A 23,798-nucleotide genomic window follows, 5' to 3' on the forward strand; every position below is an offset into this window, starting at 1 on the left:
AAAAGTCGTCTTTGGGCGACTTTTTTAAATTACTTATACATAATACTTGAACTTTCTTTGAAAATGAAATAATATATATCAAAAGGAGATAAAAATGGAAAGTTTTTTTAATGTAATAGATAAAATATTTTCAGTTAATGTATTTGGAAGTTTAACTTTATATCAACTGATATCAACTATATTAAAGTATATTTTTGTATTTATAGTTTTCTACTTCATATATTCTATCATTAGAATCATATATTATGATGTAAGAACTACACTAAAGAAAGAATCTAAGTCAGATACATATCTAAAACTTTTGAATTTAAGCGAGAACTTCTCGTTTACCGTACAAGAATTTTATTTTTTAGCATCTGATAATACAATTGGAAGAGATGACAGAAATAGTATTTGTATTAAAGATAAGTTTATGTCAAAATTTCATGCAAGGATTGTAGAAGACGAGGGAATATTTTTCTTAGAAGACCTAAAATCCGCCAATGGGACTTATCTAAATAGCGAAAGGATTGAGGATGCAATAGAATTAAAATCTAACGATATAATAAATATCGGAAAACTTCAATTCTTATTTATCCAAGGTGATGGCAATGAATAGGTTAAGAAATCTCACTATAAACAAAAATAAAGCACAGAGAAAGGCTCTTTTCTTGCTATTTGCCTTTGAATTCTTAGCCCTTTCCTTAGCATTGATTTATAATATAGAAAATATTACTAATACAGATTTTATAACGTATTTAGCAATTTTAGTCGCAACATTGATATCGAGTTTTATGATAAACAAAGTCATTAAATCGGATGGGATTTTGCTAATGATTGTAAATATGCTTTTCTCTATAGGCGTTTCGGTTATCTATAGGTTAGATCCCTCACTAGGAAAGAGGCAGTTACAATATTATTTAGTTGGCCTTGTTATGTTTTTTGTAACATATTTTATATTAAAGTCATACAGCTCTTGGCATAAATTATCTAAGTTTTATGTCGGAATTTCAGTAGTACTATTTATACTTACTCTTGTATTCGGATCATATCTTGGAGGAGCTAAGAACTGGATTTATTTGGGACCAGTAAGTATTCAGCCATCAGAGTTTATCAAGGTACCCTTGGCATTTTTTATAGCAAGTTTTTACACCCATTATAATGAGTTTTGCAAAAGGCCTTTCGGAAAATACTATATGAACCTAGTGATTTTTGTATTTATAGGATTTTTATTTTTACAAAAAGACCTGGGTACAGCTTTGATTTTCTTTGGGACTATGATTTTAAGTCAATTTGTGTACGATAGAGATAGAAAGCTTATATTGATTAATCTTTTAGCAATGGTTGTAGGATCTGTAATAGCGTATTTCCTATTTTCCCACGTCAGAATAAGGGTGGCTACTTGGAAGGATCCTTGGTCAGATATCGACGCAACAGGTTATCAGATAACCCAGGCCTTATTTGCGATGGCAAGTGGGGGACTTTTTGGAAGTGGTATAGGACTCGGTAGGCCTGATTTTATACCAGTGGCTGAATCTGACTTTATCTTCTCAGCTATTTGTGAGGAGATGGGAATATTTATGGGTATTGCCGTAGTATTGTTATTTATGATTCTGGTATATAGGGCTATTAAGATTTCCCTTATACAAAAAGACAAATTTTATTCTATATTGGCATTTTGTATAGGAATCTTATTTGCTTTGCAGACCTTCATAATCTTAGGTGGTGTCCTAAAGTTGATTCCGCTTACGGGAGTAACACTTCCTTTTATCAGCCAAGGGGGATCTTCCATGATTGCAGGATTTATTCTTCTAGGTTGTTTACAATATTCAGGGGAAGAAATTAAGTATGGTGATGAATTAGATGAAGAAAAGAATTGATAAAAAAAGAAAAAATTCTCAATCTTTAATAGATAAGATAAGACAAATTGAAGAGGAGAAGAGGTTAGAAGATGTAGATAAATTAAATATCTTACCTAAGACTACACTAAACAAAAGGTTAGTCTTTGTTATGGTATTTTTTGTGGCACTTTTTATGACCCTCGCCTTATATCTAGTATATTTTCAACTTTTTAAAAGAGCTGATATAGAAAATGATTCTCATAACAGAAGGCTTTGGGTTAATGAAGATAATATCAAGAGAGGTAGTATCTACGATAGAAATGGCAATATACTTGCTTATAGTGAGGAAGATAGTGACGGTAGTCAATATAGAGTTTATAACTATGGAAAGTCAGCTTCATCAGTTACAGGCTACTCTTCCACAACTTATGGTAAAACAGGTATAGAGAAGTCTTATAATAAAGAGCTTCTCGCCCTTAGTGGAGAAAACCTATCTAACTTTAGGAAAATGGTCGTCAAAAATGATACAGGCTATGATGTTCACTTATCCTTAGATCAAAATATTCAAGAGATAGTTTATGAACATATTAAAGATATAAAAGGCTCTTGCGTTGTGATGAACCCTAAGACCGGTGAAGTGCTTGCCCTAGTATCCAATCCTAGCTATGATCCAAATAGTGTAGATGAAGATTGGGATCTTCTTATACAAAATACAGACGGTCCTCTAGTAAATAGGGCGACGTCTGGTTCCTATAGACCGGGATCAACTTTTAAGATAGTTACAGCAACTGGTGTTCTAAACTATGGTCTTGATACATCTTACAATGATACTGGAGTTGAGACTATCCAAGGCTATGATATCAAAAACTTTGCTGATCAAATATTTGGAATGGTCAACTTAAGATCTGCCTTTGTTAATTCTGTAAATACTTATTTTGCTTCAAAGACTAATGATTTAGGACGAGATAAATACGAAGAACTTGCTGAGAAGTTTATGATCAACAGAGATTATGACTTCGATTTGGAAAAGAATAAGGCAATAATTCCTTTTGATGACTTAAACCAAGTAGACTTAGCAATGACAGGATTTGGATACGGAAAAACACAGATAACTCCACTTCATATGGCTATGATTACCTCAGCAATAGCAAACGAAGGAAAGATGATGCAACCAAGGCTTGTGACAAAGGTAGTTGATAAGGATGGTAAAATTATCGAAGAGAAGAAAAATAAAGTCTTAAGCGAGGTAACAAGTGTAGAAAACGCAAACTATATTAGAGATATGATGGTTTCAGTTGTCAATGAAGGTACGGGGACAAGCGCATATTTGGATTCTGTCCAAATAGCAGGAAAGACAGGAACTGCAGATAAGGAAAATAATCTGTTGGACGCTTGGTTTGTAGGATTCGCTCCTGCCTATGACCCAGATATTGTTATTGCTCTAGTAGTAGAAGATAGTGACGATACGGGAGGTGTAGTAGCTGCGCCGATTGCACGAGATATTTTAAGTTCAATTTACCAAACAATAGAATGATCACATTAACTTATTCTTGATATTATTCCAGTAGTGGTTTTTATTGAGAATAAGTTTTTTTATTTTAGTATCTGAAACTTTGATTCTAATCTTATAATCTTTTGTAGAGTATTCCTTGCCGTCGAATATAAATAGGGTGTGATAGTTATCTCTTTTTGAAACAGAAATATCAATTGTAGCATCATTTGGTAAGACCACGGGACACCTTAGGGCCTTGTTCATATTAGAATAAACTGGGGCTACAGGTGTTAGTTGAAATCCGTTTAGTGATTGATGAAGAATTGCTCCGCCTGATGATAAATTATAGGCGGTAGATCCATGTGGGGTAGATATAATTAAACCATCTCCCGAATAGGATTCTATATAATTACCATCTATAAAAACTTTTAATCTTACGATTTGATTTCTATCACTTTTGACAACTACTTCATTTATAGAATTCATTACTTTGCCATTAACTTTTGCCTCAAGAATAGAAAGGCTTTCTGTATGGTAATTTCCTTGATCAAAGGATTTGATAAAATTATCTAACATATTAACTTCTATTTCTTGATAAAAACCAAGATGACCTGTATTAATCCCAATAAAAGGAATAGAAGAAAAGTTAGACAAGTGAACAGCGTTTAAGAAAGTACCATCTCCTCCTATAACAAGATTCAAAACAGCATCTTTGTCATAAGTAGTTGTTAGGATGTAACCGTAATTGTAGAAAATCTTCTTGCATTTTTGATAAATAGATCTAGAAAATTTAGACTTATTTTTAAAAACATTGATTTTATTTGTCATTTTTCCCTCCTCTCATATAATATATTATTATATCATAGAGGAAGGAATATGAAATATATAAAATATGAAGTTTATGAAAATACAAGTGTAAGACAATTTCTAAGGGCTAAAAATTATTCTAAAAAAAGTATAGAAAATATTCTAAAGACAGGTTATCTTTTAAATGGCAAGAAGAAAAGGAAAAGTCTTAATCTTAAAAAAAGAGATGAGTTAAAGATTATTATAGAAGATGAAAAGATCGACTATGATCCGATAAAGGGCAATCTTAGTATAATATTTGAAGATGAGCACAGCTTAGTTGTGAGCAAGGATTCTAATTTAGCAGTAAATTCTAAAAATCAGACAAGTCTATCTAATTACATAGCTTATTATTTTAAGGAAAGCAATCAAGAGAGTAAGATAAGGCTTGTCAATAGACTAGATATGAATACATCAGGACTTATGCTTATAGCTAAGAACAAATTTGCCCACGCTTTCTATCAAAAACAGCTAGAAGAAAATATAATGAAGAAAAAGTATATAGCTGTTGTAGAAGGAAAGGTAGATATTGATCTCCTATATGAAAATAGATTCTCATATAATGAAGAAAGGAAAAATTACGAGCCATCAAATACTGGAAAAATATCTAGGACATACTTTAAATCGAAAAATATTAGTGAGGATTTTTCTATAATAGAGTGTGAAATATTTACAGGAAGGACTCATCAAATTAGAGCTAGTCTAAGCGATTTAGGACATCCTATTTGGGGAGATAGCTTGTATGGATCAAATAAAAAGCTTGATAGATTCCTGCTTCATTCTTATAAGCTTGAATTTACAAGTTTCTATGAAGAGGAAAACATCAAATTGGAAGATTGTCCGAATTTTGTAGGATTCATCGAAGGGCAATGAAAACAATATTATTTGCATAAATCCTTTGCATATTATATAATAAAACTATCCTAAGGTGTCGGTCCAAATTTAAACCTACAACTTTTATAAGGGATTGCGGAGTTCTAGCTTTGATGGCAAGCCCCCTTTGAGGGGAAGTCAGAGATTCTAGACAGCTTGCCCACCTTCACATATGCGAAGGTCTTAAAGATAGGGCCCCCTTGGGATTTAATTAAATATAGTTTTACTTACCAACTTTTGGGTATATATTAAGCAAGACTAAATAATAAAGGAGAACATATGTCAATATCAGATTATATCGAACAAAAAGCACAAGCTAAAAAAAGAGAAGTAAAATACGAAATTTGGAAAGCAAAAAATCATGACAGCAGAATGAGAGCTCAAGGAGCAATCCTTGGTACTTTAGTTGGAGCTGCAGCAGGTTTATTGCTTGCCCCAAAATCTGGAAAAGAAACTAGAGAAGATATCGTAGATGCCTTCAATGATACAGTTGATACTGTAAAGGATGGGGCAATCAATGCTGTTGATAGCGCAAAAGACGGCTACGAAAATCTTAGATACAGAGCATATACTGATTTAAAACCAATCAAGGATGGTTTCGAATATGGTACAGAAATTGTAAAAGAGACTGGTAGCCAAATTAAAGATGCCTCAAAAGACGCTGCAGAAAATATCAAAGATGGCGCAAGTGATGTAAAAGATATCGTAAAAGAAGGTACTAAAGAGACTAAAGAGGTAGCTGAAGAAACAGGCAAAGAAGTTAAAAAAGACGTAAAAGATGCCGCTGATGATTCAAAGAAAGCTGCCAGAGAAGTAAAAAAAGAAGCTAAAGATACTACTAAGGAAGTAAAAAAAGAAGACGAAAAAGCCAAAAGAGAGATTAAGAAAAACTAAGGAGATTTAGATGCTAACAATAAATGTAAATCTTCTTGGAAATATTATCCTAACAATCTTAGGCATTATTGCCCTAGTGTTTTTAGTGCTTCTTCTAAAGAATTTGAATGCACTAGTGACAAAGGTCCAAGGAGTACTTGATAAGAATTCAGACAATCTTGATCAAGTAATAGACAAATTACCTAATATAGCTGATCAAGCAAATACGCTTGTATCAAATGTTAACACAATCGTAGCTGATCCTAATCTTAAAATGGCAATAGCCAAAGCTAATGATACCATGACAAATGTAAATAGCATTACTGACGATATAAGAGATACAGTAAATTATGTTGGAGTTACTGCTGTTGATAGTGTCGATACATTAGGTGCTGGGGTTGCTTCTATAACTGATTATTCAACATTAATTATGGATGTAATTGATATAGCAAGAAATGTAATATCAGGTAGATAAAATTAAGGTCATCAAGCGATGGCCTTTCTTATTTCTTATTTAAGGAGGAGATATGGGTCAACCAACAATTAAAGATGTAGCGAAGCTTGCTGGAGTGTCAATTTCAACCGTATCTAGGGTAATGAATAATTCTAAGCCAGTTAGTCCTGAAGCAAGGAAAAAAGTATTGGATGCTATAAACAAACTAGACTTCAAGCCAAATGAGCTAGCAAGATCTCTTGTAATGCGTAAATCCAACCTAGTTGGTGTAATTGTCGAGGATATAGGCATAGAATACATGGCTCAACTTATAAGAGGAATTGAAGAGATCGGTAGGGTATATAAATACGATATCCTATTATCAAGCTCTTATGGTGATGAGGAAGCTCTAGAAAATTCAATTGATTTTCTTGCAACAAAACAAGTAGAAGGTTTAGTTATAATAACCGAGAATATTTCACCAGAAGTTCTTGTTAAACTAAGAGATAGAAGGATTCCTTTTGTACTTTTAGATAAGTATCACACATACAAAAACGTTAAGTCAGTAAAAGTAGATTATGCTGCAGAAGAAAAAAGGCTTATCGAAAGTTTGCTTGAAAAGGGTCATGAAAATATTTTATATATTAATCATGAAGAGAATAATATACTTAACGATAATATGCTAAAAGGTTACAGAAAAGCCCTATCTGATTTTGGAAAGAAAGCTTTTGTTATTAATACGAAAGGAACAAGTTCTGATGATGGATACAATGTAGGTGGAGAAGTCCTAAAGCTTGTCAAAGAAGAGAAAATAACAGCAATATCCTGTGTAAATGACGAAGTAGCAATTGGTTTTATGAATTACTGTGTGGATAATGGTATAGACGTACCTGAGGACATATCGGTTACAGGATTTGGTAACTCAAATATAGCAAGCATTTACAGACCTAAAGTAAGTACTGTATCCATTCCATATTATGATATAGGGGCGATTTCTATTCGTGCCTTAATTAAAAGGATAAAGGAAGAGGAAGATATTCTCGAAGATGACTGGATTATAGACGGTCAAGTTATAGAAAGAGAATCAACAAAGTCAATAAATTAACTATAAGTATTATCTTATTGTTAATTTATAAAAAAATAGTAAAATAGAATTGTAATAATAAAATAGGAGGCAATCAATTATGGCAGAAAGAAAAGTTGTAGTAGCTAATGAAACTGGATTACACGCTAGACCAGCAGCATCATTAGTACAATTTGTTAAAAACTACCCAGGTGAAGTTAAGATAATCAAAGAAGGCAAAGAAGCAAATGCTAAATCAATCTTCAACGTTATGAGCCTTGGAATTGCTAAAGGAACAGAAATTACTTTAGTAGTAGAAGGTGAAGATGAAGAAAAATTTGCAGATGAATTAGTTGAATTTATCAATAACTTATCTGAATAATACGATTGTTATGAAGGATACTGTTACAGTATCCTTCTTTTAAAATAAGGAGTAATGATTATGACCGAAAAATATGAAGGTTTAATTGCCAGCAATGGCGTTGCTATTGGCAATTTGTATTTATTTACTAGAGATAAAGTTGTAATTAGCGATAACAAAATCGGGGAAAATGATACAAAAGAAGAATTTGCCAAAGTAAAAAAAGCGATAGATGATTATAGAAAGGATCTAGCGAAGCTAGAAGGAGCAAGCGAAGCTCAAGCAAATATTGCAAAGGCACATACTGAACTTCTCTCTGACCCATATTTTACAGATACAATAGAATCAAAAATAACAAATGAGTTAAAAAATAGCGAGATGGCTTTAGATGAGACTATCAAAGAAATGGTTGAAATCATGAGTCAAATAGATGATGACTATTTGAGAGAACGTGCAAGCGACTACCAAGATATAGGCTTCCAAGTAATGTATAAGCTAAAAGGCATCACACCTAAGACTTTATCAAATCTTGATAAGGGAAGCATAGTTATATCTAAAGAGCTTACCCCATCAGATACTTCAAATATGGATAAGGAAGCTGTAGTAGGATTTGCTACAGATCTTGGCGGAAAGACAAGCCACACTTCTATCATAGCCCAAACACTAGATATTCCAGCACTTGTAGGAATGGGAGATATTTCTAAAAATGTCAAAGGTGGAGAAAAAGCAATACTAGATGGAAATGAAGGGGTATTGATAGTAAATCCATCTGAAGAAGAAATATCAAAATACGAGCTTTTAATCAAAGAACAAAAAGAAAAGAAAGAAAGATTAAAAGAAATTAAAGATAAACAAGCAATCAGTACAGATGGCAAAAAGATAGAAGTTTCTGCTAATATTGGTAATATTGAAGATCTTAAACTTGCTATTGAGAATGGTTGTGATGGTGTTGGTTTATTTAGAACAGAGTTTTTATATATGCAAAATACTGACTTCCCATCAGAAGAAAGTCAATTTGAAGTATACAAAGAAGCTACTCAAATGCTTGGAGATAAACCTCTAATTATAAGAACACTTGATATAGGTGGAGATAAGGGACTAGATTATTTTGACTTCCCAAAAGAGGACAACCCATTCTTAGGATACAGAGCTATAAGACTTTGTCTAGATAAGAAAGAAATATTTAAAGATCAACTAAGAGCTCTAGTCAGAGCATCTGCTTTTGGAAATCTTAAGATAATGATTCCTTTTGTAGTTAATATTGATGAGCTGAAAGAAGCGAGAAATTTAATCGAAGAAATCAAAAAAGACCTTGATGAAAAAGGCATTGACTACAACAAAGATCTTGACGTTGGAATAATGGTTGAGACATCTTCATCAATTATTATGGCTGATAAATTTATAAAGTATGCTGATTTCTTCTCTATAGGAACAAACGATTTAACACAATACACCTTAGCAGTTGATAGAGGAAATGAGCACATAGCAGATTACTACTCAAACTTTAATCCTGCTGTCCTAAGAGCGATAAAACATGTAATAGATGTATCACACGAAGCTGGTAAATGGACGGGTATGTGTGGAGCCTTTGCATCAGATACCCAAGCAACAAAATTACTACTTGGTCTAGGGCTAGATGAATTTTCAGGTTCATCAGCTAAAATTGCCGAAATTAAGGATACAATCTTAACATCTAGCCAAGAGGAAGAAGCAAAATTTGCTGAAAAAGTACTTGACTGTGAGCTAACTGAGGAAGTTGAGAATTTAGTTAAAGAGCATAATTAAAAAATGATAAAGAACTATGATTTTTTAAAACATACACAATTATTTTCTGATGTAAATAATATAGTTTCTATTGATAAGATATCAGAAAATAAACTAAAAATAACAAGCAGGCTTGGAAAAGAATATGTCTTTGCCTATTATGACATCAAAGATCATGAAGCGATTGAAAGCGAACAATTTATCCAAGGGCGTCTAGAAGATATAGGGCTGGTTCCTCTTCGTATATATGAGGAGGGAATAATGCCTGATATAAACAAGGCCTACAAAATTTTTGAATATAGACAGGAGATTTCCCTAGGAGAGTTTCTCAGAGATAATAGTAATAGCGAGTGTAGGAATATTGGTATAGCTTTTGGAAAGGTCTTAAAAGATTTTCACCAAGTAAAACCTACTGAAGCTGTCGACTGGGAGAAGAAATTCCTCACCAAATCAAATTACCTATTTTATATACATGGTTTATCAGAAGATATTGGGGAAAATGACTATATACTAATAGATTATATTGAAGATAACAAACATTTAACTAAAAATACTCCTATTAATCTCATGCATGGTAAAATCAATGAAAAGAATATTAGAATATATGACAATAATAAGCTTGATTTAAGAGGCATAAAGGATATATCCTATGGAGATGGTGTCTTTGACTTTGTTGATATTAACAAGCTTGCCTTATATTCTGAGGAGTTTGCCAGAGGTGTTTTGGAAGGGTATTTTGAAGGAAATAAGCCATCTAGGAAGTTTTTTAGGCTCCTAAGCTTGTATCAAGCATATAATATTTTATATAATAAAGTTGATAGTAATAGCAAAAAAGACCATAGTTTGGATGAAGAAGAGATCAAACAAATTCTAGAAATGTATGATTATTTTAATGAATTACTTCCTGAATGGGCTAGATAAATAAGGAATGAGTCAACTTACGAATGATTGGTTGTTTAAGTATACTTATAATCAGTAATTTAATGTTTAGATTAAGAAACTTTACTGGCTAATTTATACTTAGACTAATAATTTTATATTTCGTAAGTTCTCTTCCTTTTTCATTGCTTTATTTTATAAATATTCTGATTGAATATATATCGATTTTGTGATAACATTTTATTATATAAAATCGGAGGAATAATATGAAGAAATATTTGTGGATACTTCTAGGAACTTTTCTGCTTTCAGCGGGCTTATATTTTTTCTTGATTCAACATGATATTGCTGCAGGAGGAATATCGGGTTTTTCAATAGTTTTGTCGACTTTTTTCCCCAGATTCAGTATTGGAACAATTAATCTTGTACTAAATGTATTGGTATTGGTCTTAGGTATATTGGTATTGGGCTATGATTTTGCGAAAAAGTCCTTGTTTGCATCATTTGCCTTATCAGGCTTTATTATTTTGTTTGAAAGAGTGTTTCCAAATGTAATTTTAAGTCACGATAAAATAATAAATATTATTTTTGGGGCAATTGTTATGAGTTTAGGCCTATCTATAGTATTTTATCATGATGCTTCAACAGGAGGTACTGATTTAATAGCTGCAATCGTCAAAAAACTCACTAATATGCCCATACATATATGCATGTTTATAGCTGATTTCGTCGTAGTAAGCTTATCTATCAAGGTTTTTGGTATAGAACTTGCTATGTATGCAGTTTTGACAATCCTAATCCAATCGCTTGGAATCGACTATTTTATCCAAGGCTTTGGTAGGAAAATAGCTATATTAATCATATCTGATAAATATGAGGATATAAACAAGTTAATATTAGATAAACATAAAAAGGGAGTTACTTTGCTTAAAGCTCAGGGTGGATATTCCTTAGAGAATAAAAATGTAATAATGACAGTAACATCTGTGAGAAAGTTTCCAATGCTTAGAGAAGATATAATTTCTATAGATGATAGAGCTTTTATTTTTACCTATCAGGTATCTGAGGTTCTCGGTGAAGGATTTACTTTTGATCAGTTGAATAATTAATTAGGAGAATATTATCAAAGAATTTACTATAAAAAGATTTAGCAAAAATAAGGCATATCTTAAAACAAGACTAGGAGATGCTGTAATAGATAAAAAATATTTGAAGGATAAGAGGGTTAACGATAGAGTTTGCGCAGTTATATACCATGATAGAAATCAAGTATTGAGAGCATCAACAGATTTTCCTTATGAAATAGGATCTATTCACTCTCTTAAAGCGGTGGATATTGATAAAAAGGGTGTTTATTTTGAAATTGATAATAATCAAAATATCTTTTTGCCTTTTACTGAGAGAACATACAAAATTCTAATGGATATGACATATCCTGTAGCTTTCAAAGAGGATAGAAACGCCTATGTTTATCTTACTTCCAAAATAAGAGACTTACTTAGCAATGATCATTCATACAAGGAAAATGATGAAGTAAGTGGTAGAATTTATTCCATAAACAAATCTATAGGTGCTTTTATTGCAATTGATGATAAATATGACTCATTGCTTAGAATAGTTGAGCTTAGGGGTGTTCACATAGAAGGCGAGCTAATCGAAGCAAGGGTTAAAGAAGTGAAAAATGACGGGAAACTGGAGCTTTCCTTAAGGCAGAGAGCTTACTTACAGATGGATGATGATAGTGACAAAATATTAGATTATCTCTATGATAATGAAGGTATTGCGTACTTATCAGATAAGTCTTCGCCAGATAAGATATATAGGGTCTTTAATATGAGCAAATCTGCCTTTAAAAGAGCGATTGGTAGACTTTATAAGAATAATGATATAATAATATATAAAGATAGAATAGAACTAAAGGAGAATAAATATGACAGAAGATAATAATAAATTATTAGCAGAAGTCAATGGCAAAAAAATATATACAAGCGATGTATATCAATTGATGAATAGCATTGAAGATAGAGAAAGATTTAATAGTGAAGAAGGAATAAAAATCCTGGCTGATGAGATGGTAAATCAAGAAATTTTACTAAAAGACGCCTATGATGAGGGACTCGACTCTGATGAAGAGTTTGTTAAAGAACTAGATCTAGTTAAAACTAATATGCTAAAGAACTATGCTATGCATAAAATATTTGAAGAAGTAAGTATAGATGATGATGAGATTAAAAATTATTATGAAGAGAATAAGGAAACTATAAACCCCCAAGTTTTATATGAAGCATCTCATATATTAGTAAAAGAAAGAGAAACAGCAGAGAAAGTTAAAAAACAAATAGAAGAAGGATTGGCATTTGAAGATGCAGCTAAAAAATATTCTATAGATCCTTCAAAGGAAAATGGCGGATCCCTAGGCAAATTTCCAAAAGGTGTAATGGTTAAAGAATTCCAAGAAGGTCTTGATTCTATTGAAATAGGAGAAATTTCATCTCCAGTGAAGTCTCAATTTGGATATCATATTATAAAGCTAACAAATAAAGATAATGTTGAACCTCCAATTTTCGAAGAGATAAAAAGTCAAGTTGGTCAAAGACTTATGATGGCCAAAAGACAAAAAGCATACTTGGATAAGTTAGCAAAAATTAAAAAGGATGTAGAAGTTAAGAAGTATTACTAGGAATAATTATGGATTATAAAAATATTTATAATAATCTTGATAATTATCTTGGATCTATAGATAGGATAGATGGGGAAAGAATTTCAATTGAATCTATAGAAGAGTTTATCCTAGCTAAAGCCCAGGAAAAAAACCTAGATATTATAAGTTTTGGCAACTCCCACTATATTAAAAACAATGGCTTGGCCAAAATGATCCTTCACCTGAATTTAGATGATGCTAAGGATAAGATTCAAGTAGAAGTTGAAAATCTTGAAAACACAAAGATTATTAAATCAAAATTAAATCTAAACTGCCTGATGAGCGCTTTTATTATAAATTATATGATCGAATATGCTGATAGTAATTTCGATATCTTGCTCACAAAAAACAATATTCACTTAAAAAATGGTGAGTTTGATAAGCTTAGGGAAATAATTAGAACAGATAAAGTAGTCAACTTAAATCTTTTACAAAGCGATTGTATAGCGGATGAATTCTCAGCATTAAAGTTATTTTTAAACCAAGTAAGAGTTGAAAGGTTTATTCCAGATTATGATTATCAAACATATAGGCTGGAGCTTTCTGGCCTAAGCGGAGGACACGCAGGTGAAGAGTTCGATAAGGTAAAGCTTAATTCTATTAAATTAATGATAGGAATAATTAGAAAAATTAGAGCAAAGGTAGATATAGATGTCGTATCATTAACAGGTGGCTTTAGATATGACTATATACCTAAACAAGCTCAAGTTGATTTTATTGTGAATAAGGACTTTGAAGCAGACTTAATAAATATATTTGAGATTGTAAAAAACGAAATAATAGAAAAAAATCTGAAGTATGAACCTGAGATGAAACTTTCCATAAGAAAAATCGAAAATAGAAAGCATAATCCAATAAATGGAGAATCTTTTAATCATTTAGCCTCTTTCACAGAACTAATTCCTACGGGTAGCTACTTTGTAAACTCAATTGACGAGCAAACTGTAAGCTCGTGTTCTTTGGCTACAGCAAGAAGTCTTAAGAATCATATAAACATGATTTTGGTACTAAGGTCTTTATCTGAAGAAAGCATGATAAATATGGAAGAGAAAATTAAACTTGCCTCTAAAATATCATCATCTATTCTTACCGAAAGATTTAATATCGGCAAATGGAAAAATCCAGATTCCTGTTTAACTGAAGCATTTAAAAAGTCATATATGAAGCTAGAAGGAGAACAGTTAAAGCCTATTAAGACGCAATTCTCTCTTGACAGTAGCATTATATTTAATGACTTAAATGTGAAAATCATATCAATTGGGGTAAAATATAAACAAAGTGATAGTATCTATTATTCAAGTTTAGATGATCTTTCTAAGCTCATTTCTTTACTTGAAACGGTACTTAGCGAAATTAATTAATAGGAGGGACTATGACAGAAAAGCTTAATCTACATGGTCATGAAGTGGAATTTGGAAAGAACAAGGGCAAGGCCATAATAGAGATTGGTTTTGATGAGAACACAGATCAATGTTATCTCATTGACATCTTCACTGTTGATGAAACAGATTATGTTGCTTTACTATCAAGCGATAGCTCGCAGATTTATTTATTCTACTATAACGATTCCTTCGATAATGATGAAATAAATTTAGAAATAATTGAAGATGAAGAGGAAATGGACGAAGTCTTCCATTTATTCTCCCACTATTGGGACGAAGAAGCTTTAGATAATTTAGTAGATGATTATGAAAGTGATATGGATGATAACGAAGTGATAGATGAATAATAATCCATATTATTCAGTTAGTGAGTATTATAAGGATACTTACGGAGAGAAAGTTTATAAACTACCTATCAAACTGTCCTTAACTTGTCCCAACAGAGATGGGGCTTGTGGACTTGGAGGCTGTATATTTTGTTCAGAATCTGGTGGTTCTTTTGAGAATTTACCTAGTTTTCTAACCGTAAATCAACAGCTAGAAAAAAACAAGGATTATATAGGTAGTAGGTATAAAGCAAAAAAGTTCATAGCATATTTCCAAAACTTCTCTAATACCTACATGAGTCTAGAGGATTTCAAAGAAGTGATTACAGCTTGTAACAAGGATTATATTGTAGCAATATCGATATCTACTAGAAGCGATTGTGTAAGTAGGGACAAGCTCGTGTTTTTAGATGAATTTAGACGTAAAACCGGTATTGATATAACATTTGAGCTTGGACTTCAAACAGCTAATTATAGAAGTCTAGATATCTTAAATAGGGGAGAGTCCCTAGCAGATTATATTTTAGCAGTTAATATGCTAAATGAATATAAGATTAGAGTATGTACCCATGTGATTTTATCTCTACCGTGGGATGATATAAGGGATGTTGTCGAAACAGCAAGGATTATAAATGCACTTGGTGTAAAAGAGATAAAAATTCATTCTCTGTTTATTGTTAGAAATACAAAACTTGCACAGATGTATCAAGAAAATAAAATACAGATGATTAGCAAAGAAGAGTATGAAAATAATGTTATTGAGTTTCTAAGATATATAGATAAAGATGTCGCAATAGCAAGAATTGCTGGAAGAGCCCCAAAAGAAGAAACCATTTTTTGTAATTGGGATACTTCTTGGTGGAAGATTAGAGATGAGATAATCCAAACTATGAACGATAAAGGAATAGTTCAAGGCGATAAAAGCAAAAAAATAATTTATGATAAAATAAAGGAGGATTAAAATGATTAATTTAGTGTTAGGCGAACAAGGTGTTGGAAAAACAAAATACTTGGTTGAGGAAGCAAATAGAGAGAAAGAAAAAGGCAACAATAATATCGTATTTGTTGACACTGACGATAGCCAAATCAATACATTAGATCACAAAGTTAGACTAATAAATGCAAAAAGCTACAAGGTTTCTAATATTGATGGATTGCTTGGATTTGTGGGTGGAATTCTAGCTCGTGACTATGATATTGGAAAGATTTATCTAGATGGAATATATGACATAATTGATATCAACAAAGATAACATTGAAGAACTTAGTCAAAGACTAAAAGATCTATCTGAGTATTCAAAATCTGACATATACCTAGGATTAGATTGGACAAAAGAAGACGTTCCTAGCTCTCTAGATGCAGAAGTTATTGAATTAAAACTAGAAGATTAGTTATGACCGTCTCTAAGGAGACGGTTTTTTATTATGAATATAGAAGAAAAAAAACTAGAGATTTTCGAGAATTGGAGAAAGGAATCAATTGATTTATTAGATAATGCTAAGATTGATAAGGATGAGTTTTTGGATTTAAATTATAATTTCTTTAAAAAACTTGAACTCAAACCTTTTTCACAAATCACTAAACCCAAAGAGGCCATCTACAATTATCAATATTATAATGTTATGGCCAAAAAATGTAATTTTGATGCAAGAGTGTATCAGAATTTGAAAAAGAAAAGAAGAATATATAATAAGCTTATAAATGATAGAGAAAATTACTATTATCTAAAAGATATAGCAACACAAAGATTATTAGAAATGATTGATTATAAAAACTTGGAGTGTTATTACATAAGTCTAAGGTCCAAAAGACTTAAGGGCTTGATATTTGAAATTCATATCCAAGATAGAGAAAAGCTTATATTACATTCAAAAAACAAAAAAATACTGGATAAGTTAAAACAAAAGGGTGTATTTAGTGAGATGGCAAGAGAATCGTTAATTGATTCTTATGTAAATAAATCATATTAATATGAAAGAAGTTAGAATAAGTGAAAATGACGGAAACCAACGATTCGATAGGTTTTTGAGGAAATATTTTGAGAATGCTCCTCTATCAGTGATACAGAAAAATATTAGGAAGAAAAACTTCAAAATCAACGATAAGAGGGCGAAGAATGATGATTTTGTATATCCTAATGACATAGTTAAGATGTATATAAAAGACGAGGATTATGATAAATGGATTACAAAAATCGATTATAAAGCAAGTGACTTTGATCTTGATATAGTCTATGAGGATAAGAATATAATAATTATGGACAAAAAACCAGGTCTTTTAACTCATAGCTCTTCTAAAAAAGATTACGGTAATAATCTCGTAGATAATATGTTACAATATTTGTATAAGACCAAATCTTTTGACATGTCAGATAGAACCTTCAAACCAGCTGTAGTTAATAGGCTAGATCGAAACACAGCAGGCCTTGTTATAGGAGCAAAAAATGCTGATAGCTTAAGGAAGCTTAACAAAGCAGTTAGGGATAATAAAATCGATAAGTACTATCTAACGATAGTAAAGGGATTTGTTAAAAATGATTTTTCTATAGATACTTTTATTAGTAAAAATGAGAATCGAAATCGAGTAAAAAAATCAAAAGATGGGAAAAGAATTAAGACTAATTTTAAGCCATTAGATACCAATAAAAAGTATAGTTTACTAGAGTGTGAATTAATTACTGGCAAGACTCACCAGATAAGATTTTCGTTGAAAGAAAATTCTACCCCTATAATTGGCGATAGAAAATACGGTGATAGCAATACTAATCAAAATCTTGAAAAATTTGGAATAAAAAATCAAATTCTTTTAGCTTATAAACTTAGATTTTCAAAAATCGAAGGATTAGAATATTTGGAAGGCAAGGAATTCTATTCTGAAAGACAAGGATCTGTTCTAAAATTAAAGGATAAAATATTTAAGGAGTTGTAATGAGAAAAGTAATAGGAATTGATATTGGTGGAACTAAAATTAATGCATGTCTAATAGATGACAATGGTGAAATATTAGAAAGAAAAGAAGTACCTACAAATGCGAATAGGGGTAGAGAGGTAGTTCTAGATAATATAAAAAATGCAATTTATGACTTATCTTACAAGGAGGCAAGTGCTGTTGGTATAGGTACTCCAGGCTTTATTGACTCAGAAAATGGTATTGTAACCTTTGCTGGCAATATTAAAGGATGGACAGGACTTAACTTAAAAGAAGCTGTTGAAGAATTTGTTGATGTCCCTGTCTTTGTCGAAAATGACGCTAATATTGCTTTAATAGCTGAAAAATGGATAGGAGCATGCAAGGATTACGACAATATTGTAATGATTACTCTAGGAACAGGCCTTGGAGGAGCTATTTATACAAAAGAAGCTGGTCTTCTTTCAGGATCACATTTCCAAGGAGCAGAGTTAGGTCATATGATCCTACATGCAGGTGGAGATCCTTGTACTTGTGGACAAAATGGATGTGCTGAAAGCTATTGTGCTGGAAGTGCCTTAACTAAAGGATACAAAAAGCTTACTGGTAAAGAATTGAGCGGTCAAGCTATTTTTGATCTCGTAGAAACAGATAATAATGCAAGGAAAGTCTTAGAAGATTACCAATCTGACCTTGGATATCTTCTAACATCACTAAGAAATATATTTGACCCTGATGTTATTGTAGTAGGTGGAGGAGTAATTCATGCTAAAGACGTCTTCTGGGACGGCATGGTATCTAAATATCAAGAATACTGCAATAAACCTAGTGAAGTTGATATTATTCCTGCTAAATTTTTAAACAATGCAGGTGTAATCGGTGCAGCTAAGATTGCCTTAGAAAGGGTAAATCATGGAAAATAAGAAAATTTTAATAGTTGATGATGAAGATCCTATTAGGCAGTTTATGAAGATCAACCTAGATTATCAAGGTTATCAGACAGTAGAAGCTGCTAGTGGTGAAGAAGCAATTAAAATTTTTGAAAAAGAGAAACCAGCCCTAGCCATACTTGATATAATGCTACCTGGAATGAGTGGATATGAAGTATGCGAGAAGATAAGAACTGAAGCTCCTATGACTGGAATAATAATGGTTTCTGCCAAATCACAAGATATTGATAAAATCTTAGGTCTTGAAAAGGGAGCGGATGACTATATTATCAAGCCATTTAATCCACAGGAATTAATTCTAAGAGTAAGATCTCTTATGAGGAGAGTGAACTTAGGTCAGGCAAAACCTAAGGATGATAGCAAAGAAAATTTGACAGATGGACCATTTACCCTTGATATTTACGCCAAAAGTTTCTACAAAAACGATAAGGAGATAGATGTAACTCCAACTGAATTTACAATCTTACAAAACTTTATCAAAAATAAGGGCAAGGCCATGACTAGAGATGAAATAATGACTCAAACATGGGGAGAAAATTATAGCAATGATACAAAAATTGTCGATGTAAACATCAGAAGAATTAGAGCTAAAATTGAGGATAATCCCGCAAAACCAGAATTTATAGAAACTGTGTGGGGTACAGGTTATAGATGGAAGTAATTAGAAGCGATGAATTTATAGATAAAGAAATAAAATCCTATAACAACAAGAGTCCCAACGACAGTATTAAATTTAATGTTATCAAAATTATAATGTTTTTTGTAATTACAGTAGTTATAGGGTTTGAAATATTTGCTTATAATAGCATTAGATCATATTATGAGTCTGCTCTAACAGATTCAATGAAAAATCAAGCTAGAATTAATCAATTACAATTTAACAATTACATGAATAGATATGACCTTACAGATATTATAATTGGAGATAAAAATATATTTTATAGGTCGAATGATACTCAAGTGCAGATACTTGATAATTCTGGAATTCTTTTATTTGATTCTTTAGCATCTGATCTAATTGGTAATACTATAGACAGTCCTGACGTTAAATCTGCTATAGAAGGTAAGCAAAACACTACAAAATATAAGAGAGAATCTACTGGGGAGAGTGTGCTCTCCCTATCTCATCCTTTAGTATCTAATAATCAACAAGTTGGGATTATTAGATTAACTTCTTCAATGGATAAAGTAGATAAGAGAATTAGCAATGATACTTTCTGGTATGTGATATTTGGTATACTGGTAAGTTTAGCAGCCCTAATTGTTTCCTTTTTTGCTGCATCTAGTTTCGTAAAACCAATAAATGATTTGATTGAGGTTTCCGAGAAACTTGCTTCGGGGGACTACACAGCAAAAGCCAATATTAGAGGAAATAACGAGATAACAGAGCTTGCTAACACCTTAAACAGCCTAAGCGAAAATATTATCATAAGAGAAGATATGAAAAATGATTTTATTTCTTCAGTCTCTCATGAACTTAGAACTCCACTAACATCAATAAAAGGATGGGCTATAACTCTACAGGCACAAGAAATGCAAAAGAATGAAGATATGATGAACCAAGGGCTTAAAATTATTGAAGATGAAGGTGATAGACTATCTATGATGGTAGAAGATCTATTGGATTTTTCAAGACTATCTTCATCAAGTTTTAAATATGATAAGGAAAAATTAGACATGGTAGAACTATCAAAGCAAGTTCATACCCAACTTTTCCCTAGAACACAAAGTCAAAATATAGAATTCAATTTTGTAACTGTATATAAAGAGATACCTGTATTTGCCGACAAAAATAGGATCAAGGAAGTTTTGATAAATATAATTGATAATGCTATTAAGTTTACCTCTGAGAACGGTCAAATTGACCTAATAATAGATCAGGAAGATGGAAATGTTCTTATTACTATTAAGGATAATGGAGAAGGGATTAAGGAGGATGAGATTGCATTTGTAGCAAGTAAATTCTACAAGGGTTCTTCTTCTAAATCACAAACTGGTCTAGGTCTATCTATATGTGAAGAAATCGCTAAGGCTCATGGAGGAAAGCTTGTGATTAAGAGTAAATATGGTGTAGGTACATCAGTAACAGTACAGATACCGAGGTTTGAAGATGAAGAAGATTTATAGACTACTTTTAGTTTTAGTATCGGTTATCGTCTTATCATCGTGTACTAACTCCAAGAGTGAAGAATTAAATGATTTAATACAAATGCCTAAACAAGAATCACCCTCAATTACAGGTACATGGAGGGTGAAGGAGGTAAAAAGCAAGAAGTATTCCTCCGAGGATCAAATCCCTAGAGTTGACGATTTTGTATATATCGACCAGAATCTTGTTGCTATTGGCGATTCATATGCCTTTCCTCCAGTATTTTCATCTAAGTATGTAAACTTGTCAAAATATCTCAAAAATAGAGGTATAGATAATAAGAAAATAGATAAAGACAAAAATTCTGTTGTAATCAATGCTTCTCAGGGTCAGTTGTTTTCAAAGGATTTTATAAAGCAAAGCGAAATATCTATGTTCTATATAGTTAATGACAGCATGATTGTATTAGAGAAAGTCTCCAATAAAGTTGATTCAAAAATATTAAACAGCTACTCTAAAAAGGCAAGCAAGGAAAGGATGACAAATCCAGAAGGGGAAGAAGTAGCAGAAGATCAAGCAATAACTCTAGGGATTAGGGAAAGAATTGACGAAGGTAATGATTATGTATCGTATAATTATTACACTTATTTGATAAAAATCAAGGATGATGGTGATATTTCTTACAAAAAGGCCTATAATATTTTTGTAAATGATAAGGACGAATATTGGTCAATTAATACCAATAGCAATAATATAACAAATAATTATGACGAGCTTTTAGCTTTTCCTGTTAGAATTAGGCAAAAGATGGGTGATTCTTCAACCAGAAATAAATATTCATATAAAGATATTAATCTTAACATGCGTATAAACTATGTTTCTGATGAATATATATCAATAGACTATACTAGTCCAGTAAATGATAATCCTATAAGGAAATATGCAATTCTTGAAACGAAGAACCTAAAAGATGGTAAGTTTCTATCTCTTCAAGAATTTACTGGTGAGGAAGATTCTGATTTGATTTTTAAAGAAAGAGTTTTGGATGAGGCTAATTCTAATTTTAAAAATTTTGATGAAAAAAACATTCCTTTTGATAACACTAATTTTGGTATAATAAGAAACCAAGGACAATGGATATTCCAATCTTCTATTTTTACTGGTACAGGAGAAGATTTTGAACAAAACTTTTTCCCAATTGAAATAGCTATAGGTAGTCAAATGCTAAATAAGAAACCTAGCAAGGATACAAAAGATTCCCCAACTAGGGATCAAGTTAGAAATATCAACCCGCAATTTAAGGACTATCATATACTATCTAATGGAAAATATGTTATAATACAAACTCCAGATGAGATTTTGCTTCATAAAATAAATGATAACTTAATAGATAAGAATCCTATATATTCTATACCAACTATGAATTCTACCACAATAGTATCTATCGATGAGCAATCCGCAAGTTCTGCTGAAAATTTGGAGTCAGCTTTTACTAACTACAACGAAATAATAGAAGAGCAGCGTTAATTTACTTGACTAAGTCTAAGTTTTTCTGTTATTATTTTATAAGGAGAGTATATGCAACTACTATTTGCAACTGGTAACAAAGACAAATTAAAAGAAGTTAAGAAAATGCTAGCTAACGATTCAATTAAAATGCCTATAGATGTTGGAATCAAGAATTTTGAAGTCGTTGAAGATGGCAAAACCCTTAAGGAAAATTCATATAAGAAGGCTTATGAGCTTTACAAATTAACTGGTAGAGCAGTATTTGCTGATGATACTGGACTATTTGTAAAAGCAATAGATAATAGACCTGGTGTACATTCACATAGATATGCATCAGCTAATGCTACTTATGAGGATAACCGTAAGAAGTTACTTGATGAATTGTCTGACAAAGAAGATAGAAGTGCCTACTTTGAGACCGTGATTTTATATATAGACTCAAAGGGAGAAGTCTTTTATTTTACAGGAAGACTTGATGGATATATTAGCGAGATAGAAAAGGGTGAGGGAGAGTTCGGCTATGATAAAATCTTCATCCCTGAAAACTCGCAAAAAAGCCTTGCAGAGCTAAGCATAGAAGAAAAAAACCAGATATCACATAGGGCAAGAGCAATGGAGAAATTCAAGGAGTTCTTAGTTGAAAAATGAAAATTTTAGTAACAAGTGACACCCATGGAACGTATGATGCAATAAGCGATTATATACTCACTCATGATGATATAGACTTATTAATTCATGCTGGTGATGGTCTAGAAGATGTAGAGAAGATTTACTATGAGACTGGGATAGCCCATTACGCTGTCAAAGGAAATAATGATTTCTTTATAGAAGAAGATTATGATAAAGTAATTAATATCGGAGATAAGAAAATTTTTCTAAGCCATGGTCATAGGTATAACATTGACTTTACCTATGAGAATATTTTAGAAAAAGCTAAGAGTGAATCTTGTGATATCATTATTTTTGGTCATATTCACAAATATGTAAACGAGATCAAAAATGATATACTTCTTCTAAATCCTGGATCTCCTTACTTAGCTAGAGATGGATTTTATGGTTTTGTTATATTAGAAATCGATGATAAAATAAAGATAAATAGGGTTGAGTTAAACTAATGGAGGACTTATGACTGGATTAATTAATTTAGTTTCCCAATACTCATCTAGGCTTGCGATAGTACCTGTTGTGTCTTTCATTATGGCGGCAATATCTATAGTTATATATTTCATTAATAAAAAAAGGATTGTAAAATTCATTCCTTCACTTGCATTAGGTGTATTGGCATTAATTATTGGAATAATTTCTATTACGATTTTTACAAGTGAAACAGGTTTGAATATGGCTTGGATTGCTATATTTTTGGGATCTGCTTCCATAGTGGGTATAATAGTTTGTTTTCTTATAGAACTTGTAGTAGATATAAGAAGTAAAGTAGAAGTATTAGAAGCTAACGATGATAAAAACTCGTCTAAAGAAAGAGTAGCCAAGAAGAGAAATTTTAAGAAAAAATCGGATAAGAAGGAAAAATAG

Annotated in this window: 27 protein-coding genes and 1 other RNA gene; 27 read left to right on the top strand and 1 reads right to left on the bottom strand. The window is 31.7% G+C overall.

From position 1 onward, the window contains the following. The first annotated feature begins 94 nt into the window (after nt 1-94). Genes C7D97_RS01770 through C7D97_RS01780 form a run of 3 tightly spaced genes read left to right on the top strand, consistent with a single transcriptional unit; the run spans nt 95 to nt 3,354 of the window. Complete coding sequence (locus C7D97_RS01770; RefSeq protein WP_015777805.1) at nt 95-598, top strand: FHA domain-containing protein; 504 nt, start codon at nt 95-97, stop codon at nt 596-598. Continuing rightward, complete coding sequence (locus C7D97_RS01775) at nt 591-1,859, top strand: FtsW/RodA/SpoVE family cell cycle protein (protein WP_105300424.1); 1,269 nt, start codon at nt 591-593, stop codon at nt 1,857-1,859. Before C7D97_RS01770 ends, C7D97_RS01775 begins: the two co-directional genes overlap by 8 nt. Beyond that, nucleotides 1,843-3,354 (top strand): peptidoglycan D,D-transpeptidase FtsI family protein, encoded by a 1,512-nt coding sequence (locus C7D97_RS01780; protein WP_105300425.1) that lies wholly within the window; start codon nt 1,843-1,845, stop codon nt 3,352-3,354. Before C7D97_RS01775 ends, C7D97_RS01780 begins: the two co-directional genes overlap by 17 nt. On the opposite strand, the gene C7D97_RS01785 is transcribed toward C7D97_RS01780, so the two are convergent. Further along, a complete protein-coding gene (locus tag C7D97_RS01785) occupies nt 3,355-4,140 on the bottom strand; it encodes an NAD(+)/NADH kinase (RefSeq protein ID WP_105300426.1) in 786 nt (261 codons plus the stop codon). It abuts the gene before it with no gap. Between the two features lie 48 nt (nt 4,141-4,188). Between C7D97_RS01785 and C7D97_RS01790 the strand changes: the two genes are divergently transcribed. The 24 genes from C7D97_RS01790 to C7D97_RS01905 all read left to right on the top strand — a co-directional run bounded on the left by C7D97_RS01790 (nt 4,189) and on the right by C7D97_RS01905 (nt 23,798). Then, on the top strand, nt 4,189-5,031 hold the full coding sequence (locus tag C7D97_RS01790; RefSeq protein ID WP_105300427.1) for an RluA family pseudouridine synthase: 843 nt from the start codon (nt 4,189-4,191) through the stop codon (nt 5,029-5,031). A gap of 44 nt (nt 5,032-5,075) precedes the next feature. Then, nucleotides 5,076-5,242: non-coding RNA, 6S RNA (gene ssrS / locus C7D97_RS01795), on the top strand. Between the two features lie 68 nt (nt 5,243-5,310). Next, nucleotides 5,311-5,925: a YtxH domain-containing protein gene (locus C7D97_RS01800; RefSeq protein ID WP_105300428.1), complete on the top strand. Its 615-nt coding sequence runs from the start codon at nt 5,311-5,313 to the stop codon at nt 5,923-5,925. A gap of 10 nt (nt 5,926-5,935) precedes the next feature. Then, entirely contained in the window at nt 5,936-6,379 is a 444-nt protein-coding gene (locus tag C7D97_RS01805; protein ID WP_105300429.1) for a hypothetical protein, read from the top strand. 52 nt (nt 6,380-6,431) lie between these two features. Further along, nucleotides 6,432-7,442, top strand: a complete 1,011-nt coding sequence (locus C7D97_RS01810; protein WP_105300430.1) for a LacI family DNA-binding transcriptional regulator — start codon at nt 6,432-6,434, stop codon at nt 7,440-7,442. Nucleotides 7,443-7,521: 79 nt separating this feature from the next. Next, entirely contained in the window at nt 7,522-7,782 is a 261-nt protein-coding gene (locus tag C7D97_RS01815; protein WP_105300431.1) for an HPr family phosphocarrier protein, read from the top strand. Nucleotides 7,783-7,842: 60 nt separating this feature from the next. Continuing rightward, nucleotides 7,843-9,546 carry a phosphoenolpyruvate--protein phosphotransferase gene (gene ptsP, locus C7D97_RS01820; protein WP_105300432.1) on the top strand — a complete coding sequence of 568 codons (1,704 nt, stop codon included), beginning with the start codon at nt 7,843-7,845 and terminating at the stop codon, nt 9,544-9,546. Nucleotides 9,547-9,549: 3 nt separating this feature from the next. Further along, the gene (locus C7D97_RS01825; RefSeq protein WP_105300433.1) at nt 9,550-10,446 is read left to right on the top strand and encodes a kanamycin kinase; all 897 of its coding nucleotides are present in this window, start codon (nt 9,550-9,552) and stop codon (nt 10,444-10,446) included. Between the two features lie 224 nt (nt 10,447-10,670). Further along, nucleotides 10,671-11,513, top strand: a complete 843-nt coding sequence (locus C7D97_RS01830; protein ID WP_105300434.1) for a YitT family protein — start codon at nt 10,671-10,673, stop codon at nt 11,511-11,513. A gap of 163 nt (nt 11,514-11,676) precedes the next feature. Next, nucleotides 11,677-12,348 (top strand): S1 RNA-binding domain-containing protein, encoded by a 672-nt coding sequence (locus C7D97_RS01835; RefSeq protein ID WP_240308881.1) that lies wholly within the window; start codon nt 11,677-11,679, stop codon nt 12,346-12,348. Continuing rightward, entirely contained in the window at nt 12,335-13,084 is a 750-nt protein-coding gene (locus C7D97_RS01840) for a peptidylprolyl isomerase (RefSeq protein WP_105300435.1), read from the top strand. The genes C7D97_RS01835 and C7D97_RS01840 overlap by 14 nt, the downstream gene beginning before the upstream one ends. A gap of 8 nt (nt 13,085-13,092) precedes the next feature. Beyond that, the gene (locus tag C7D97_RS01845; protein ID WP_105300436.1) at nt 13,093-14,466 is read left to right on the top strand and encodes a zinc-binding metallopeptidase family protein; all 1,374 of its coding nucleotides are present in this window, start codon (nt 13,093-13,095) and stop codon (nt 14,464-14,466) included. Between the two features lie 11 nt (nt 14,467-14,477). Next, the gene (locus C7D97_RS01850; protein WP_105300437.1) at nt 14,478-14,834 is read left to right on the top strand and encodes a DUF1292 domain-containing protein; all 357 of its coding nucleotides are present in this window, start codon (nt 14,478-14,480) and stop codon (nt 14,832-14,834) included. Next, nucleotides 14,827-15,774 (top strand): tRNA modification radical SAM protein MnmL/YtqA, encoded by a 948-nt coding sequence (gene mnmL, locus C7D97_RS01855; protein ID WP_105300438.1) that lies wholly within the window; start codon nt 14,827-14,829, stop codon nt 15,772-15,774. The genes C7D97_RS01850 and mnmL overlap by 8 nt, the downstream gene beginning before the upstream one ends. Before the next feature lies 1 nt (nt 15,775). Then, on the top strand, nt 15,776-16,204 hold the full coding sequence (locus tag C7D97_RS01860; RefSeq protein ID WP_105300439.1) for a hypothetical protein: 429 nt from the start codon (nt 15,776-15,778) through the stop codon (nt 16,202-16,204). Nucleotides 16,205-16,237: 33 nt separating this feature from the next. Further along, nucleotides 16,238-16,783, top strand: a complete 546-nt coding sequence (locus tag C7D97_RS01865) for a DUF6648 family protein (protein ID WP_105300440.1) — start codon at nt 16,238-16,240, stop codon at nt 16,781-16,783. 1 nt (nt 16,784) lies between these two features. Next, a complete protein-coding gene (locus C7D97_RS01870; RefSeq protein ID WP_105300441.1) occupies nt 16,785-17,741 on the top strand; it encodes an RluA family pseudouridine synthase in 957 nt (318 codons plus the stop codon). Continuing rightward, nucleotides 17,741-18,643 carry an ROK family protein gene (locus tag C7D97_RS01875; RefSeq protein WP_105300442.1) on the top strand — a complete coding sequence of 301 codons (903 nt, stop codon included), beginning with the start codon at nt 17,741-17,743 and terminating at the stop codon, nt 18,641-18,643. The genes C7D97_RS01870 and C7D97_RS01875 overlap by 1 nt, the downstream gene beginning before the upstream one ends. Continuing rightward, nucleotides 18,633-19,331, top strand: coding sequence for a response regulator (locus tag C7D97_RS01880; RefSeq protein WP_105300443.1), 699 nt, complete (start codon nt 18,633-18,635; stop codon nt 19,329-19,331). The genes C7D97_RS01875 and C7D97_RS01880 overlap by 11 nt, the downstream gene beginning before the upstream one ends. Beyond that, entirely contained in the window at nt 19,322-20,797 is a 1,476-nt protein-coding gene (locus C7D97_RS01885; protein ID WP_105300444.1) for a sensor histidine kinase, read from the top strand. The genes C7D97_RS01880 and C7D97_RS01885 overlap by 10 nt, the downstream gene beginning before the upstream one ends. Then, on the top strand, nt 20,781-22,286 hold the full coding sequence (locus C7D97_RS01890; RefSeq protein ID WP_105300445.1) for a hypothetical protein: 1,506 nt from the start codon (nt 20,781-20,783) through the stop codon (nt 22,284-22,286). Before C7D97_RS01885 ends, C7D97_RS01890 begins: the two co-directional genes overlap by 17 nt. Nucleotides 22,287-22,337: 51 nt before the next feature. Beyond that, nucleotides 22,338-22,916 carry an RdgB/HAM1 family non-canonical purine NTP pyrophosphatase gene (gene rdgB, locus C7D97_RS01895; protein WP_105300446.1) on the top strand — a complete coding sequence of 193 codons (579 nt, stop codon included), beginning with the start codon at nt 22,338-22,340 and terminating at the stop codon, nt 22,914-22,916. Continuing rightward, entirely contained in the window at nt 22,913-23,383 is a 471-nt protein-coding gene (locus C7D97_RS01900) for a YfcE family phosphodiesterase (RefSeq protein ID WP_105300447.1), read from the top strand. The genes rdgB and C7D97_RS01900 overlap by 4 nt, the downstream gene beginning before the upstream one ends. 10 nt (nt 23,384-23,393) lie before the next feature. Further along, on the top strand, nt 23,394-23,798 hold the full coding sequence (locus C7D97_RS01905; RefSeq protein WP_105300448.1) for a hypothetical protein: 405 nt from the start codon (nt 23,394-23,396) through the stop codon (nt 23,796-23,798).

Origin of the sequence: Anaerococcus marasmi, from assembly GCF_900290195.1 — a bacterium.
GTDB lineage: Bacteria > Bacillota > Clostridia > Tissierellales > Peptoniphilaceae > Anaerococcus > Anaerococcus marasmi.